The organism is Streptococcus oralis subsp. dentisani, assembly GCF_002096615.1.
Lineage (GTDB): Bacteria > Bacillota > Bacilli > Lactobacillales > Streptococcaceae > Streptococcus > Streptococcus oralis_U.
The window spans coordinates 71852-88102 of record NZ_NCUX01000028.1; the positions used below are offsets into that span (position 1 = coordinate 71852).

21 protein-coding genes are annotated in these 16251 nt (G+C 37.2%); 9 read left to right on the forward strand and 12 right to left on the reverse strand.

Going from position 1 to position 16251, the window contains the following annotated elements; translation table 11 throughout:
- Positions 1 to 78: 78 nt before the first annotated feature.
- The 3 genes from B7708_RS02370 to rpsD all read left to right on the forward strand — a co-directional run bounded on the left by B7708_RS02370 (position 79) and on the right by rpsD (position 2622).
- A complete protein-coding gene (locus tag B7708_RS02370) occupies positions 79 to 777 on the forward strand; it encodes a response regulator transcription factor (protein ID WP_084973476.1) in 699 nt (232 codons plus the stop codon).
- A complete protein-coding gene (locus B7708_RS02375; protein ID WP_084973478.1) occupies positions 774 to 1808 on the forward strand; it encodes a sensor histidine kinase in 1035 nt (344 codons plus the stop codon). The genes B7708_RS02370 and B7708_RS02375 overlap by 4 nt, the downstream gene beginning before the upstream one ends.
- 202 nt (positions 1809 to 2010) lie before the next feature.
- Positions 2011 to 2622 carry a 30S ribosomal protein S4 gene (rpsD, locus tag B7708_RS02380; RefSeq protein ID WP_000092756.1) on the forward strand — a complete coding sequence of 204 codons (612 nt, stop codon included), beginning with the start codon at positions 2011 to 2013 and terminating at the stop codon, positions 2620 to 2622.
- 156 nt (positions 2623 to 2778) lie between these two features.
- On the opposite strand, the gene B7708_RS02385 is transcribed toward rpsD, so the two are convergent.
- Both B7708_RS02385 and B7708_RS02390 read right to left on the reverse strand, forming a co-directional pair.
- Positions 2779 to 3942 carry a tyrosine-type recombinase/integrase gene (locus B7708_RS02385; protein WP_084973480.1) on the reverse strand — a complete coding sequence of 388 codons (1164 nt, stop codon included), beginning with the start codon at positions 3940 to 3942 and terminating at the stop codon, positions 2779 to 2781.
- Between the two features lie 156 nt (positions 3943 to 4098).
- Positions 4099 to 4743, reverse strand: coding sequence for a helix-turn-helix transcriptional regulator (locus B7708_RS02390; protein WP_084973482.1), 645 nt, complete (start codon positions 4741 to 4743; stop codon positions 4099 to 4101).
- Between the two features lie 143 nt (positions 4744 to 4886).
- On the opposite strand from B7708_RS02390, the gene B7708_RS02395 reads away from it, so the two are divergent.
- The 6 genes from B7708_RS02395 (at position 4887) to B7708_RS02420 (ending at position 8021) form a co-directional block, all read left to right on the forward strand.
- Complete coding sequence (locus B7708_RS02395; RefSeq protein ID WP_084973569.1) at positions 4887 to 5072, forward strand: hypothetical protein; 186 nt, start codon at positions 4887 to 4889, stop codon at positions 5070 to 5072.
- A gap of 314 nt (positions 5073 to 5386) precedes the next feature.
- Complete coding sequence (locus B7708_RS02400) at positions 5387 to 5818, forward strand: hypothetical protein (protein WP_084973484.1); 432 nt, start codon at positions 5387 to 5389, stop codon at positions 5816 to 5818.
- The gene (locus B7708_RS02405) at positions 5815 to 6018 is read left to right on the forward strand and encodes a hypothetical protein (protein ID WP_084973486.1); all 204 of its coding nucleotides are present in this window, start codon (positions 5815 to 5817) and stop codon (positions 6016 to 6018) included. The genes B7708_RS02400 and B7708_RS02405 overlap by 4 nt, the downstream gene beginning before the upstream one ends.
- 14 nt (positions 6019 to 6032) lie before the next feature.
- Positions 6033 to 6299 carry a hypothetical protein gene (locus B7708_RS02410; RefSeq protein WP_084973488.1) on the forward strand — a complete coding sequence of 89 codons (267 nt, stop codon included), beginning with the start codon at positions 6033 to 6035 and terminating at the stop codon, positions 6297 to 6299.
- 9 nt (positions 6300 to 6308) lie between these two features.
- Positions 6309 to 7154 (forward strand): phage replisome organizer N-terminal domain-containing protein, encoded by an 846-nt coding sequence (locus B7708_RS02415; RefSeq protein WP_084973490.1) that lies wholly within the window; start codon positions 6309 to 6311, stop codon positions 7152 to 7154.
- Positions 7155 to 7166: 12 nt separating this feature from the next.
- Entirely contained in the window at positions 7167 to 8021 is an 855-nt protein-coding gene (locus tag B7708_RS02420; RefSeq protein ID WP_084973492.1) for a P-loop NTPase family protein, read from the forward strand.
- Positions 8022 to 8331: 310 nt separating this feature from the next.
- Here the strand turns inward: B7708_RS02420 and B7708_RS02425 are convergent, their stop codons facing one another.
- The 10 genes from B7708_RS02425 to cadX form a co-directional block, all read right to left on the reverse strand.
- A complete protein-coding gene (locus tag B7708_RS02425; RefSeq protein ID WP_084973494.1) occupies positions 8332 to 8850 on the reverse strand; it encodes an HXXEE domain-containing protein in 519 nt (172 codons plus the stop codon).
- 186 nt (positions 8851 to 9036) lie between these two features.
- On the reverse strand, positions 9037 to 10302 hold the full coding sequence (locus B7708_RS02430) for a tyrosine-type recombinase/integrase (protein ID WP_000447185.1): 1266 nt from the start codon (positions 10300 to 10302) through the stop codon (positions 9037 to 9039).
- An 83-nt stretch (positions 10303 to 10385) separates the two neighbouring features.
- Positions 10386 to 10640: a MerR family transcriptional regulator gene (locus B7708_RS02435; RefSeq protein ID WP_084973496.1), complete on the reverse strand. Its 255-nt coding sequence runs from the start codon at positions 10638 to 10640 to the stop codon at positions 10386 to 10388.
- Positions 10633 to 11238, reverse strand: coding sequence for a replication protein (locus B7708_RS02440; RefSeq protein ID WP_001040935.1), 606 nt, complete (start codon positions 11236 to 11238; stop codon positions 10633 to 10635). The genes B7708_RS02435 and B7708_RS02440 overlap by 8 nt, the downstream gene beginning before the upstream one ends.
- Positions 11239 to 11444: 206 nt before the next feature.
- A complete protein-coding gene (locus tag B7708_RS02445) occupies positions 11445 to 12050 on the reverse strand; it encodes a hypothetical protein (protein ID WP_000182709.1) in 606 nt (201 codons plus the stop codon).
- Positions 12047 to 13147: a type IV secretion system DNA-binding domain-containing protein gene (locus tag B7708_RS02450; RefSeq protein ID WP_084973498.1), complete on the reverse strand. Its 1101-nt coding sequence runs from the start codon at positions 13145 to 13147 to the stop codon at positions 12047 to 12049. The genes B7708_RS02445 and B7708_RS02450 overlap by 4 nt, the downstream gene beginning before the upstream one ends.
- Positions 13147 to 13467: a hypothetical protein gene (locus tag B7708_RS02455; protein WP_084973500.1), complete on the reverse strand. Its 321-nt coding sequence runs from the start codon at positions 13465 to 13467 to the stop codon at positions 13147 to 13149. The genes B7708_RS02450 and B7708_RS02455 overlap by 1 nt, the downstream gene beginning before the upstream one ends.
- 201 nt (positions 13468 to 13668) lie before the next feature.
- Positions 13669 to 14118, reverse strand: coding sequence for an RNA polymerase sigma factor (locus B7708_RS02460; RefSeq protein ID WP_000066889.1), 450 nt, complete (start codon positions 14116 to 14118; stop codon positions 13669 to 13671).
- A 320-nt stretch (positions 14119 to 14438) separates the two neighbouring features.
- Positions 14439 to 15854, reverse strand: a complete 1416-nt coding sequence (locus B7708_RS02465; protein ID WP_000667638.1) for a helix-turn-helix domain-containing protein — start codon at positions 15852 to 15854, stop codon at positions 14439 to 14441.
- Between the two features lie 50 nt (positions 15855 to 15904).
- The gene (gene cadX, locus B7708_RS02470; protein WP_000711078.1) at positions 15905 to 16243 is read right to left on the reverse strand and encodes a Cd(II)/Zn(II)-sensing metalloregulatory transcriptional regulator CadX; all 339 of its coding nucleotides are present in this window, start codon (positions 16241 to 16243) and stop codon (positions 15905 to 15907) included.
- Positions 16244 to 16251: the final 8 nt, after the last annotated feature.

Sequence of the window (16251 nt, forward strand, 5' to 3'; positions counted from 1 at the left end):
TTCAAATCACTTAAACATTAGAGAAAATAGTGTTATACTAAAGCAAGTATAACACTGTTTTTATCGAAGGAGTGTCAGATGAAAAAGACAATTTTGCTGGTTGATGATGAGATAGATATTCTAGATATTCAAAACCGCTATCTTATACAGGCAGGTTACGATGTTTTGGTCGCCCATGATGGTAAGGAGGGATTAGAACTTTTCAGAAAGAAATCTATCGACCTCATTATCACAGATATCATGATGCCCAATATGGACGGTTATGATTTTATCAGTGAAGTTCAGTATATCGCTCCGGATCAACCCTTTCTCTTTACAACTGCTAAGACAAGCGAACAGGATAAGATTTATGGATTAAGTTTGGGGGCAGATGATTTTATAGTCAAACCCTTTAGCCCACGCGAATTGGTTTTAAGAGTGAATAATATCTTGCGTCGCCTTAGCCGTGGAGTAGAGACAGAACAGATCGAGTTTGGTGACTTAGTGATCAACCATGTGACTCATGAAGTTCGCATTGGGGATCAACCTTTGGAATTGACAGTAAAATCCTTTGAACTTCTATGGATATTAGCCAGCAATCCTGAGAGAGTCTTTTCAAAGACGGAACTTTACGAGAAGGTATGGCAAGAGGACTATGTGGATGATACCAATACACTCAATGTTCATATCCATGCTTTGAGGCAAGAGTTGACCAAGTATACGAATTCAAATGCTCCTGCTATCAAAACTGTCTGGGGTTTGGGCTATAAGATGGAAAAACCAAGAGGTAGAAAATGAAATTAAAAAACTATATTTTAGTGGGGTATCTAGTGTCGACTCTACTAACGATTTTGGTCGTTTTCTGGGCAGTCCAACGAATGTTGATTGAGAAAAGTGAAGTTTACTTTCTAGTTGGAATGACCTTGATTGCTAGTTTCATTGGCGCTGCAGTGAGCATCTTTCTTTTGTCGCCTGTGTTCTCTTCTCTGAAACATTTGAAAAAACAAGCTCAGGATATAGCCAGCAAGGATTTCAGCACAGAAATCGAAACCAAAGGACCATTAGAATTTCAAGAGCTAGGTCAGGCTTTTAATGACATGTCCCACAATTTGCAGGCTACCTTTCAATCACTTGATGAGAGCGAACAAGAAAAGAGAATGATGATTGCGCAGCTCTCTCACGATATTAAAACTCCCATTACCTCCATTCAGGTTACTGTGGAGGGAATTCTAGATGGAGTGATCAAGGAAGAGGAGCGGCTCCACTACTTAACCACGATTGGTCGGCAAACCGAGCGTCTAAACAAGCTAGTGGAGGAATTGGATGTTTTGACTCTTAACACACAACCTCAAGATACTGCTGATGAGGAAGTCGAAGAGGTCTTTTTAGATCAGTTGCTGATTGAGTCAATGAGTGAATTCCAGCTCCAGATTGAACAAGAGGAGCGGGATATTTACATTCAAGTGTCACCTGAGTCGGCGAAAATCAAGAGCCATTCTGACAAACTTTCTCGCATTCTGGTCAACTTGTTAAACAATGCCTTTAAATATTCAGAACCAGGAACCAGAATCGAGGTTCTTGCCCAATTAACAGAACAAGAGCTGAGAATCAGTGTGAAAGACGAGGGTCAGGGAATCCTTCCTGAGGATTTGGAAAAAATCTTTAAACGACTTTATCGTGTAGAAACTTCGCGCAATATGAAGACGGGTGGGCATGGCTTAGGTCTTGCGATTGCACGAGAACTAGCCCATCAGCTTGGTGGCGAAATCACAGCAGAAAGTCAATATGGCTTAGGAAGCAAGTTTACATTCAGCCTCAATTTGAAATAAAGTCGTAAAATCCCTTTACAAATCTAGCTTTTCATGGTATAATAGCCTTTGTGTGAAATAGCAGCAGGAAAGCATGAAGCTCGTCAACAGGTGTCTTATGACAAGTAACCTTGGCTGTTTAGGCGAAGGGCATCTGCACGAATCAGGGCTTTCTAAGTGACTATTTCCACCGAAATATTATTTATATCAGGAGGACATACATATGTCACGTTATACAGGACCATCTTGGAAACAAGCTCGTCGCCTTGGCCTTTCACTCACAGGTACAGGTAAAGAATTGGCACGTCGTAACTACGTACCAGGACAACACGGACCAAACAACCGTTCTAAATTGTCAGAATACGGTTTGCAATTGGCTGAAAAACAAAAACTTCGTTTCACTTACGGTGTAGGTGAAAAACAATTCCGTAACTTGTTCGTACAAGCTACAAAAATCAAAGGCGGAATCCTAGGTTTCAACTTCATGCTTCTTTTGGAACGTCGTTTGGATAACGTTGTTTACCGTCTTGGCCTTGCGACTACTCGTCGTCAAGCTCGTCAATTCGTAAACCACGGTCACATCCTTGTTGACGGAAAACGCGTTGATATCCCATCATACCGCGTAACTCCAGGTCAAGTGATCTCAGTTCGTGAAAAATCATTGAAAGTTCCAGCAATCCTTGAAGCAGTAGAAGCTACTCTTGGACGTCCAGCATTCGTATCATTCGACGCTGAAAAATTGGAAGGTTCATTGACTCGCTTGCCAGAACGCGACGAAATCAACCCAGAAATCAATGAAGCACTTGTCGTTGAATTCTACAACAAAATGTTGTAATATTTTATTAAATAAGATAGGCTGTAAAGCCTTGAAACTAAGCACTTTAGGCCTCTATCCTAGAGTGCTTTTTTTGATTTTACTACCCTTTTAGTTACCCATAACTAATTTTAGGTATAGTAATAGGGTAGCCCAAAAATGGGGCACCCTTATTATTTATAGATTGCTGATAGCTGCCTCAAAGATTGAGACGGCTTTTTTTGCTCCCTCTTTGGTAGCATGGACATAAGTATTCAAGGTCATTGAGATATTAGAGTGGCCTAGCCTATACTGTAAATCTTTCGCTTCTATGCCAGCGTATAGCATGATTGTAGCGTGAGTATGTCGGAAACCATGGAAACTAATATCAGGAACGCCAGCAGCTTTAAAGTGACTTTGTAGCCTCTTTCTTAGTAGGCAAGCGTAGGCGTATTTTGTGGTAAAGGGAGTAAAGACAATCCCCTCAGATCGTCCTAGTTGCCATGACTGGACTTGTTGACGTTTTTTATACTGTTTGAGTAGGGAAACTGTAGCCTTGTCTATGTCGATCTCTCTTAGACCTGCTTTAGACTTAGGCGTGTTTGTTTCCTGGTATCTATTGAGAGTCTTAGATATGCTGATAGTGCCTTTTTTAAGGTCAATATCAGACCACTCAAGAGCTAAAGCCTCACCGATACGGCAACCACTAGCCAGCAGTGTTTTATAAAGCACGTAGTCAAAGAAATTCTCATAACTAGACTGATCCAAATCTTCCAGGTAGTCTAAAAACTGTTTTAGTTCCTGGTTGCTGAAAAATTTGACCTTATGCTCTTTATTTTGTTGTTTACGTGGGATAATGACATCACGCGCAGGGTTGTGCTGGATCACTTGCATAGTCACGCCATACTGGAGAATACGTCGGTTTATATTGTTTAGAAAGCTATAGTTTGCGTATGCCCCTTTTTCGCCCTTATTGGCCTTGTCAGCCCACTTATTGACTTGTTGCTGGATAATGGGAGTAGTGAGCTTGTCTAGCTTGTAATCGCCAAACACAGGCAAAATATGAAGCCTTACGATCCCCTCCATGGATTGCTGGGAGTTTGGCTTGATTGTATTCTTGTAACTCTCCCACCATAGAGCGACTAGCTCCCTATAGGTTGTAATGGTTGGCTTTTCCTTTACGCTATATCCATTAGCTGCAAAAGCATTGACAGCCTCCCTAGCTTTGATTTTAACGCCCTTTTTAGTGCTTGCTGTAACGGTTGTCCTAGCCTTTTTCCCTGTAAGCTTATCAACGCCTAAATAAACACTTGCACGGTACACTGTAGCACCGTTTTTCTTTTTGTATTCTGTAATATTCATAGTAATACCTTTCTAACATCAGTAAGCAAGTATGGGATTTAGTTAAGTATTTATGAATATTGTCTTTATATAGCGCTGAGAGCTACGAGAATAGCCCTATTTTCGTTTATTTTAGGTATTTATATAGCTGAGCTATAAAATCGCTTAGAGAGCGTTTCAGGGGTTATTGTCTTTAATTATTAGTTGAAGTTTCTGACTACCTAAGGCGTCGCTAAAGTCATTCAACCAAGATATGACTTTTTCTATTTCTTGGCTGTATTCTTGTGAATTCTTTATATCGCTAGAAAGTACTCTATTTTGGAGACTATCTAATATTCTTTTAGCTAACAAAGTATCAGAAATTAAGCTATCCAAAGTTTCTAAGTCAGTTTCAGTTTCAATATCTTTATAAACATTTGTAGATAAAATAGGATCAGAAACATTATTTAAGGGCGCTCTAGTAGCCTCTAGCATTCTATCCCATGCTACAGACATATAATATTCTTCTTGTGCTGGGTCAGAGTGTATTATTTCCCATTCATCTTTTGTTATATAACTAGATAGCTCTTGAGCAATATCTTCTAGCAGTGGTTCTTCTTCGTATCCTAGCAAATAAGGTACAGAAACATTAAAGAATTCAGCTAGTAATTCTGCCTTGTCTTGCTTTATAGCATGTTTATTGTTTTCCCAATTTGAAACCGTCATTTTAGAGATGGTTTTTTCGTTACTATTCAGCCGACTGTTTAGTTCCAGGGCTAAATCATTTTGAGTCAAGCCCTTTGCGTTTCTTAATGCTTTAAGTCTATTTTTTATTGTACTCATTAAGTCACCTCAAATAGATTATAACGAGTAAAAGAGATTTTGTAAAGTTTTTTTATATTTCCTCTTGACAAATAAAGTAAAACTTTATAAACTAATATCAAGTAAAGTAATTCTTTACAAAGCAAGAAAGGAGAATGGGAATGATAACTATTACAGCAACCCAGGCCAAAGCTATCCGAAGAAAGCAGGCTGATAACATGCTTACAAATCAAGAGGTAGCAAAGCAAATAGGAATTAACCCTATTACTTATCGCAAGGTTATTCAAGGCGGAGAGGTTAAGAATAGCATTTATCAGAAAGTCATGGAATGGCTGGCAGAAGATTATTAAAGCAACAAAAAAAGCCCTAACCGATGACCAAATCAGCAAGGCTTTTCACTTAAACAACTAAAACCACAAATAGCAAGTATGGGATTTAGTTAGGTATTTATTTAATTATATCACAAAATAGTGATTTGTGCCCAGACGAGAGAGCGCTAACTCTTTAAACTGGTATTTTCTCACGCTTTCAAATATTGGCGACTCTGAGCGTGAGGCTGGCAATTACAGGAAAGGCATTAAAAAAACTGTTAGGACTTTCTCCTAGAATTGGGAAAAAGTCCTGGAGCAACTATACAAAATAAAAAATAATCGAGGAAATAAACATGAACACATACTTTAAAGAGTTTGAAAAAGGGTTACAACTAGTTGAGGAAAAATTAGATATTTTGTCAGATTGGCATAAAGCTAAAAATCATGATGGAGCTGCAGAAATTGCCGAAGGTTGTCGGTTGGACATTAGTCAGCTATGGATTCAGTTTTACAAATTATCTGAGGCATATAAAAAGCAAGAGGCAAGTCATGAGGATTTCTTTAATAGGAATGTTGAGAATTTGCTTGGAGAATTAAAAAGCTATGACGAGGAATGTACAGAAAAACATGGAAAAGCTCCTGACTGGTTGCTATTCAATTTCTTAGATCAAGTAATAAAAGAAAATAATTTAAGTAATGGGATCAATCATGTAACTACGTCAACCTGGATGTACTTACGTGGTTTAGTGGCTGCTGATCTGCAAAAAAGAGGGCTATTAAAATGAACGAGCTAGATTTAACCAATACACAGGCGGTTATCTTTATGGTGGTGTTGATTGGCTTACTGGTTTATCTAAACCACCGAGACCGCAAAAAAAGCGCCCAAATGGAGCGAGAAAGCAAACAGACGATAGAAACACCAAGAGAGGATTTAAACCCTTGCTATGGGTGTTATATTCAACTAGCAGGCAAGCGGAACAATTAGAAAAGGGGTGCAATATGCAACTATTATCAAGAGAGGCAGAGCTTGAGCTACTGGAGAAAGTGGGAGATCACTTAGAGAAAAGGCTTGAGCTTGAAAAACAACATAATGACGGCTGGGACTTAATTGCTAGAGCCGATCTACTAAATAAGTTAGGGATCAGCGGAACAACGCTGAATAGTTGGGAAAAACACGGTTTAAAGCCGTATCAGTCTCCTTTTGAGAACAGTAAGAAGATTTATTACCGCAAGACCGATATATACAATTTTCTTGCAGTAGATTAGGGGGTAAAGGTGGGAAGAACTAAAATATATTTTTGGCTAAAAATTGATAAGAAATTTTTTGATAATATTTTTATCAAGAGACTAAAGACGGTACCTGGTGGGTACACTATGACGGTGATTTATATTAGGCTCATGCTAGAGAGCTTGGAAAGTGATTGTATTTTATACTATGAGGGCTACTTTGACAATCTCAAGGAAGAGTTAGCCCTAAAATTAGATGTATCAGAAGATGATATAGATATGACCATGGCATACTTTACAAAATGCGGTTTAATACAGATTGACGAAGATAAAAACGCAGAACTACCCCAGGCTAAAGCCCTGGTACAACAGGAAACCAACCAAGCAGCATATATGCGAGAATATCGAAAACAGCAACGAGAAAACAAAGAAAGCCTTACAATGTCATCTGATAATCTTACATTGTTAACTACATGTAAGACAGAGATAGAGAAAGAGATAGATATAGATATAGAGAAAGAGCTACAGCTAGAGCAAGAAGAGGCTAACGCCTCAAAAAATGTTGGTGCTGGCGGTGGTAAAAATCCAATCTTTGAAAAACTCAAACAGGCTTTTGGTGAAATGTCGGTTAATGGGACAATCGTGTCAGAAGTTGAGGACTTGCTACAAACACACGGACAAGCCTTGCTGATGTATGCACTAGATGAGACGATCCTGAGCGGTGGGCGTAATATCCGTTACACTCGTTCAATATTGGAGAGGTTACAGGGGCAAGGTATCAAGACTGTAGAACAAGCAAAACAGAACGCCCAAGAGTACAAGGACAAGCATGTACAAAAATCTGATAGCGTTCCTTTCAGTGAGCTAGGTAAGGCTGATGATTTAGGATTCTAAGAGGTATGTGATATGCAGAAAGAATATAAAGTAGGTGAACGCCTAAGCGAACGTGTGGAAATTAGTTCCCAAACTTGTCCAATACATGGTATTTACCTATGGAAAACAGTGAATAAGGTCAAGGCGACTGACAATACAGAGTTACACTATGTGTTAGCTTGTCCTATGTGTATGAATCCAAAGATCGAGAAAGAAAAGGCTGATACTGCTTGCCAAGAAGAGCTGAATGCTGAATTAGCTACTAGTTATTCCTTGTTAGAAGCTAGGAGCATTATACCTCCTAAATTAAAAGAGGCGAGCTATAAAACCTTTACTGTAAGTAATGATACTGACAAGAAAGCCCGTGATTTTGGTTTATACTTGAATGAGTATTATTTTAAGCAGGGAGGAAAGGGGAATTCTATCATACAGGGTTCTCATGGTGTAGGTAAAAGTCACTTAACTATCAGTATAGCTAGAAAACTCAATGAGGATTTTAAGACTATAGGAGAACCTAAGAGCGTACTTTTTTATCCTGTAGCTAATCTCTTTAGGCTGATAGAGAGCGGAGTAGATTATAATGAGAACCAGCGAAACCAGGGGCAGATGATGAAACTGCTAACGGGTGTAGATTTTCTCTTTCTGGATGATTTAGGGAAAGAAAGCACCTTCGGAAATCAAGGCAAAGAGGCCGCTAACAGCCGTCAACGGTTTTTGTTTGAGTTGCTAGATAGTAGGGTAAGGACGATTGTCAATACCAATCTAACAGGGGAGCAGCTTAAAAAGACCTATGACTCTGCAATAGTAAGCCGACTTATGGAGGGAGTGGGAAGAAACTTCTTTACTTATCCAGAGACGGCAGAGGACAAGAGAAGATTACCTTTTTAGCACTCAAAACTATACAGGTTGAAAAAGTATGCACGGGGTGCACCTGCACCCTAAGCAAGGCTATTACTCAAAAAAGAGTAACAGATCAAAGATAAGTATACGCTAGATATAACGTTTGCTTTCCAAAAGTGGAACTCAAAAAGCTCAAAAATGAGCAAAAGTACATTAAAAAGGGTAGTAAAAAGCGTTGAATAGTTGAAAATGTCAGTTATATCAACGCTTTAGGGCTACAAGTATTACAATGTTTACTTCTTAACTGTGAAGGTGGATAAAAAAGTTCCCCGCAAAATGAAATTGCAAGGAACTTTTGTTAATGGTAATGGATGAGCCAGACGGAATACTTTTTCCCGAGCCAGAGAGCAAAGAGGAGATTGATGACGACGATGCCTGAGCCGACTAGTGAAAATAGGAAAAATTCGCTAGTCGAAACCTGCCACAAATGCACGATGTCTGTAATCAAATAAGCACAGACAGGAAAACAAATGGTAGAAGTAATCAGAGCAGGGATATACTTGCGAAGAAGGATTGATTGTCCGATATGGAGCAAGAGATGAAGCGCAAAGGCCACAAATCCCCCTAACCAAATTAATTCGAAAACTCTAGATTGAGTAAAATACGTTAATAAAGTGATGGTTAAGACAAGGATGAATTCCTCAAAAACAGCGAGAGCAAATCCCTCTGTTGTAATTCCTTTGTGGATTTTGAGAATAGTTGGAGCCTTTTGGGCCAGCAAGGTTTCGTTGAAATGAATCCAAGGGACAAGACCGATAATTTCTTCCATATCGTGAAAGATAAAAAGTAGAGGAAACATCCAAAGATAAAACGCCATAAATCTCTCCTGAAAAGCTAAAGATTGCTCGCCAATCAAGTAAAAAACGCCCAGTAAGGCGTTTTGAGTTATGCTTATTTAACTTCTGTAAGAGTTAAATAATTTCTATTTTAGCTGTTAGAAACGTTGGTACATCAATGTTTCTAGAATGCTACATAATAAAAGGTAGAGTGAATGGTAGAGTAGTTATTGTGTTAGCTCAGCAATCTTTTCAAGATAAATCCCCACAGCTTCTAACTTTCGTTGTGGTGCTAATTCAGCGTAAGTATCCATTGTAGTTGAAATGGATTTATGTCCCATTCTGACTTGGAGTTCTTTCCAATTTGTTCCAGCATTAAGTAGCATTGAAGCATGAGTATGTCGGAATAAATGGAAACCATAGTTTGGTAATCCAAGACCTACTAACCTTTTCTTAAGAGTTGTTCTCTCGTTTCTGTCACACATATAGTTCCCATAGATTGTAGGGAAAATCAGTTTTGTTCTATGTCTGTTGTGCAATTCAAGATACTTGTTCATTTCGTGGTGGAAATCTCTGAGTTTTTCTATTATGGGGGGAGGGACAGGGACAGAGCGATTTCCTGCATCAGTTTTTGGTGTAGCTTTACAGATAACTTCCCCTTTTGTCCCATCTTTTTTATTTGCGGTTTTCCACATCAATGTTTTACTGACGTTAATAGAAGAATTTTCAAAATCTAGGTCATCAATCGTCAATGCAAGTAATTCATTTATTCGCAAAGCGGAGGCTAATAGAGTATTACAAATTAACTTAAATCTACGATTGGCTCTATTGTTATCTAAACTTTCAAGATAATTAAGCCATATTACAAGACCATCATCATGTAATACCATGATGCGTTGCTTATTTGATTTTGGCTTAGGTGGTATCTTAACAGTGCTAACAGGATTAGTGATTAGTCCATAGTTTGTAATTCCATAGTCAAAAATATCTTTCAACTTATGGATAACAGCACCAAAATCTTTAGCACTACCTTTATCAGCACGCTTTATACCAGATTCAATGGACTCTTTTGATTTCTTTGCCAAATCGTTTAACCAAAGCTGGATATCCGCAGATTCAATTTTATCTGGTTTGTAATCTCCAAATTTAGGGATAATATAATTATCAAGATAACCTCTTACTCTGTTCAGAGTATTATGCGAGTTAACCCAGGTTTTATATGATTTAAACCATTCTTCAGCTAAATCTTCCAGTGTATCAATGACGATAACTTTTTCTCGTGTTGAGCCATTTTTTTCAAATTCTAGTCGTGCTTGAATGATTGCTCTATCTAACTGTTTTAGTGTCTTGGCTGTAATGGTAGTAGTGACTTGCTTACCAGTTTTGATATCTTTTCCCAGAAATGTCCCCTTCAAAGTGTATGAGATGGACTTATCTTTTTTGATTTTTTTAATGACTTTTTTGCCATTATGAATAATTGTTTCAGTTTCCATATTTGCCTTTCTTCATGGATATTGAAGTAGGCTAAAATAGTTACCACTCTTTCTTTTAGATAAAACTATTTTAGCACAAATTTTCAGAATTTGGATTGTAAAAAGTTGATAATATCATCTAGTAGATAGAAGACGGTTCGAGTTCCCTCTATAGGAGGTTCTAATCTTTTTAATCCTTTTTGTTCCCAAGTTTTTAGTGTGTTTGGGGAGATATTTAGCTGTTTTAGCAATTCTCGCTGTTGTATTATCTTTAGTGGTATGTTCTGTTCTTTGATTTGAATGAGTTTGATAAGTGTTTGCAATAATTGTTCAATTTGTTCTAATTTTTCGTTATTCATTATTCTCTTTCTCCTCTGTGTTTGAATTATGGAGTCGATTAGGATTGTATCTTCGTGAATCTAGGTATTTGGCGAAGAAATATGTACGTTCAATGATAAGCCCTAATAAATTGGTATTGTTTGCTCGGGCATACCAGACCAATTCTTCAAATTCGGTAAAGTCGTTCTCTTCGATAATATCAACTACTTCATGTATAAAATCCGAGGAGTTCATCTCCATCAAGAATTTTTCTAAATTAAAGCCGCAACCGACTTCAATATCCTCAATGTTGTAGGGGGTCTTATCTGGATTTTCCGCATGGGTAAAGTAGTCAAATAAACCAGTGGGAGACATAACTACCTCCACATGTGCTGGACCGTTTAGTTTGTCACTGATGATATTTGATACTTGTGAATAGCTTTTCAGTGAATCAAAGAAGAAAGCACCGTGTTTGTGCGATTTCTTGAACTCTCCCGTCTGTCTATTAACGTCCTTATCGTGCCAAGGACTAAGAATAAACGGAATATGGAGTTCCTCTAATATATTCAAGTAGTTCTCTGGTGCGCTTTCCTCGTAGAAGAGAAAAGTCCATTTGGTTGAGCGCTGTTCTTTTGCCATAGGCAGTTACCTCATTTCTTTTGGGTTCTATTACTAAGGAGAAATGACAGGTCGTATGCAAAGTTTTTTTTGAAAAAATTGAATTTTTTGTGATTATTGATTATTGACCTATTGGGGGTCGTAGTCACCCCAATAGGTCATGATAGAAAAGAATATAAAAAGGGGCTGTCTGGCTTTTGCTTAACGCAAGCCACAGCCCCAAGGGATTAACGTTTTTGTCCAGTGAACCACAATTGGTTACGAACTCGAATAGGAGAGGAGAAATAATAGTCTGCGTGTTGGCTGACGATTTCTTCTTTTAATTGTGCTTCCATCTCTTTTAGGATTTTTTGCCCTTGTTGGTCTCTAGGGACTTTTAGAAAAATAGTGATGGTATCTTTTCGTATATCTACGATACACTTACGAACAGCTCGGTTAAATCCGTTATGGATTGGGTTGATAGTAGTAACCGTCTGATGTTCAAGATTGCTTATCTTCTGTACTCGTTCACGCTGAAACAGGAAGTGTCGCAACAGAAAAGTGTGATAGACAGATTGGATATAGTTCCAAAGACTATCTGTTTTCAACCGTTGTATTATTTCTAATCCAACCAAAAATAAGGCAAGTAGAAGAGAAATAAGTGCAAATCCATGACAAACGGAACTAATGATATCCGTAATACTTTTGACCGTATCTAAATTGACAAACGTGATATTTGTTAATTGAACGGAAAGATAATTGAATAACCATCCAAATGCAGAACAGATAGGTGCAAATAGAAATAAATATAGTATGAGATTAAAACTTCTCATAAAGTAGGTTTTATTGGTCATAGAATACCTCGTTTAGTGTAGTAGGTTGGACAGAGTAAGGGCAGAACTTGGTAGGGATGTTCATTATCGATAACTTGAATGATACCTGTCCCATGTCCTATTGGAATAACAATACCCTCTGGGTCTAGGTCTGGAAATAAAAATTGAGTAGTTTTCTGATTGATATTTCCAATTTGCAACAATACGTTTAGCTGTTCCCTCACTGAAATTGGAATAGTATTGTGGTCAAAACGCTGGCTTACCAAAAACAGATGGATTTTGGTAGCACGTCCTAATAAGGAAATCTGTGAGAGTAGGGAGAAAAAGGCTTCTTTGATATTCTTATTGACTCCCTCTGATAGAGCGAGGACTTCATCAATAACAATAGTTAGATGGGTAAATTGATGATTGGGATTATCATACAAGATAGCTTGTCGTTTCTGAATGAGAGTTGCACACTGACTTAATTGTTCATTGACCTGTGAGACAAAATCTGATTTTGAACGGTTTTCAACAGGGTGTATAACAGCAACGTGATTTTCTCTTGCCCATCGACTTGGGGTATCAAATTTAGGGTCAATGATAATCAAGTCAGACATATGCTTTAGTACACTCAAGAAATAAGTGAGAGCGTACGATTTCCCAGAACCTGAATTTCCAGCAATAGCCCAGTGATTAACCTTATCTAAATTGAGTTCAAAGTATTTCATGATAGGGATTTTCCCCTGTGGCAAGCTAGCTGAAAACTTATCCAAATCTGGAATGACTAAACGTTCTGAAATTCCCTTTTTCCAAGGGAAAAATAATCCACGCTGAGTGTGTAAGTCAGCTGTTTCTAGAGGGACAAAATAGGTAGCGTTTTGTTTTAGAAGCGTATATTGTGGATAAAGTGAAGCATTGGCAATCAGAAAGATTTTCTTGTACAAGTCATCATCAAGGATATAAGCACATGGTAGACGAGGGACAAAGATAAAGCCGTCTGCTTGAATAACAATATTAAAAGAATTGGTGTAGCTGGTTTCTCCCTGCATCAAAGCCCCCAGAGCCATGTTTAGGCTCTGGAGCAGGTAAGATTGCAGGTAAGATTGGTTCAGCACATCACGAGATTGTGAAGTCATTACCGAACCTCCTTGATATCATTTGCTTTGAAGTAGATGTTATATTTTACTTCGCAGGCTTGTAGTGTGTCAAATTGAATCATGGATTGAAAAGCTGGAAGCTCAATCGTTTCTTCAAATTTTACTTGGAAAGGGTCTTGCCCTTCCTGTACAAACCATGCTTTATAAGCTACGATTTCTCCGGTTGGTTTTCCTTCTTCAAACCGTTGTTGTGGTTCAAGTTCGGTACTAAGTGAGTAAATCGGTTGTTTTTGACTGATAATTTTATCAGCCAATGTAGTTGTATAACCACCTTTTGTGGTTTTCATTTTAAACGCCATAGGGCAAATCCTCCTTATGAATAAGAGATAGTGTGAATGCGACAGGCTCGGTTTGGGTCATGAGCTGGACTTTGTTTTTTAGGTTATCTGACCACCTCCTCATTACTAAGGAGAATGAGACAGCTAAACGCAAAGTTATTTGTTGAATTTTTAATTTTTTTTTACAAAAAATCCAGTGACAGAGACACTGGATTTGAGGGATTAGCGGTAAGCTTTTAATAAAGGAGCTAATTTTTTTAGCGCTTTACAATAATGGGATTTAACAGTTACATCACTCATTTTCTTATAATGTTCAGTGATATAGCGAGCCGTTTCTTTATAGCTTGAACCTTGTTCCGCTATCATTTCAACAATCTTACTGTCAATTTCTGATAGGGATGCTTTAGCTTCACGAATAGCTTGTCTTAACTCCTCTAGGATTAAAGCTTCTTCGGGATTCAAATCAGAACTTGCAATGACATCATAACGTACAGACTTTTTGGCATTTTTGCTAGCTATTGTTTCGTCTTTGATTCGTCTATTGTGGTATCGGTCACGACGTTCTGCGTTACTTTGTTCTTGTTGAAGCAAACGAGTTACTTCATCCCAATTTTTAGCTTTAATAGCTTCTTTGATTTTACGCTCACGACGTTCTTGTACTTTATTACTCATAATGATGAGCTCCTTTCTGTCCTTTGGACAGAAGGAAACAAAATGAGCAAATATTGAACGCTGAGTATACCAAAAGGCACAACAAAGAAACAGCGAAACAATTCTATGCAAGACATGATCTTTATCGTCATGTCATCATATTTGTTTCAATCTGTCCTTTGATGGCCATCAATTTGAACTATTAAAATTTATATCAAGAGTTTTTCTTGATATATTCAGTATAAAGCGTAATGTTCTTTTATTTTTTACTTCTTTTTTTACTTCAATAGACTAATTTGTAAAACGAGGCGCAAAAAAAGACTAGGCGATTCACCTAGTCTTTAAAGAGCAAATTTTCGTATCTCCTCTTCACTTAATAATTTAATAAAGGCCTGTTGTACGTTATCTAAAGCGTGAGCCATTGACAGCAACTCCTTATTTAATTGTTCTTGGAAATAGTATGTTACTTGGGTGTTATTAGTCAATAACCCCACAATATGGCGATTGACGCTTGTATTGTCTAAATTAATATCATATAGGTCAACTAAATCAATAAGGTCGATTTCGCTTAGTCCTTGAGCTGCAGCTTCTTCAATTCTTTTCTTATCCTCTAGTGAAAATCTTGTTGGCTCTAATTGAATAGTGTGCCTTTCTTGAATTGGTCTTGTTGCATAAGGGTTGGAAACCCAACTGATAATTTCATCAAAAGTTCTTTCCTCAGTCCTTTCTATATCATTGGATTGATAAATATTAATGCCTAGATTTGCCAACTCTTCTTTAGAATATTTTTGATATAACTCTGTGATATCCTTACCTTGACTGAGTAATTTCATATAGTCCTCATATATCTGTTTGAATTTCACTCCATCTATTTGTTGACCACCAGTCATACTAAACGAATAGGTTGTTCTTCCTTTTTGAGAAATAACTAATGGGACGGATGTAAGGTAAGATTTTGGAATATTCTCTTTATACATTCTTTCTAATATATCATTTACCATAAATCCGATATTAAACAAGGGATTTTCTTTGAGTTTTTTTATTAGATTAGGGATAATTTCTGTCGAAACATTATCATACCACCATTTATTGATGAGAGGATCAATGTTTTCTTGCCTAAATGTTGAGGGTATGTCATTTCCGCCTAATTCAAATAGGATACCACAGACATTAACTTCAAATGATTTAATTAAATTATCCCCTAACATCAACCAAAGAATATCAAACATTTCTTCAAAATCAATGACAGTCAATTCATTGATGGTACGGGTTCTAAAACTTCTAGCGGGGTTATAACTTTTTCCACCAACCCATACGTCAATGTCATCTTTCTTGTGAAAAGTATCCATTTCAGTTTCAGTAGAAATCATAAATCTTTTTCTTTGAATATTGAAATTTGCAAATGTCTTGGCAATACTTAGACAACTTGATTGGATTGAAATTAAATCATCACTCATGAAAGAATATAGTTTTTCATCTACAGCCTCTAAATCTCTATATAAAATAGAACTGAAAAAATAATGAAACAGATTCTCAATAAACTCATCTAACTCTCCAAAAACGATATACGTATAGCTCGAAGCGGTTAGAGCATTTAAATAAACTAACATCGAACTCGTAATTGGTCGCTTACCACTTTCAACTTGACTAACTTGACCTGCATTGCCTAGTTCGCTTTGTGTAATATTGTATTTTTTTCTTAAATTTTTGATACGAGTAGGTATTTCTTGTGAATAATTTTCTTCAAAAAATTTCATATATAATCCCCCTATAATCATGGAAAAGTAGAAAGTAGTAGAAATAGTTGTTATCCTAGTTGATTAAAAAAATCTCTGATTTCCTCATCTTTTATAAAATAATATATAATTTTCCCCTCTCTTCTAGTGTCCAAGATGTTTTGATTGGCTAGTTTACGAAGATGGTGGGAGGCAGATGCCATACTGAGATTTAATAAACAGGCTATATCGCAGACACAGAGTTCTTCGACGGCAAGGAGATAAAAGATGATATTTATCTGTTTATTATCGGTAAATTTTGATAAAATGCGAAGTGATTTTTGGACTTTTTCCTTTTCAAGGTAGTTCGTTGCGGTTGTAACATTTTGTTGATTTATAACATCCACTTGACAGATACTATCTTTTTTCATAATTTTTT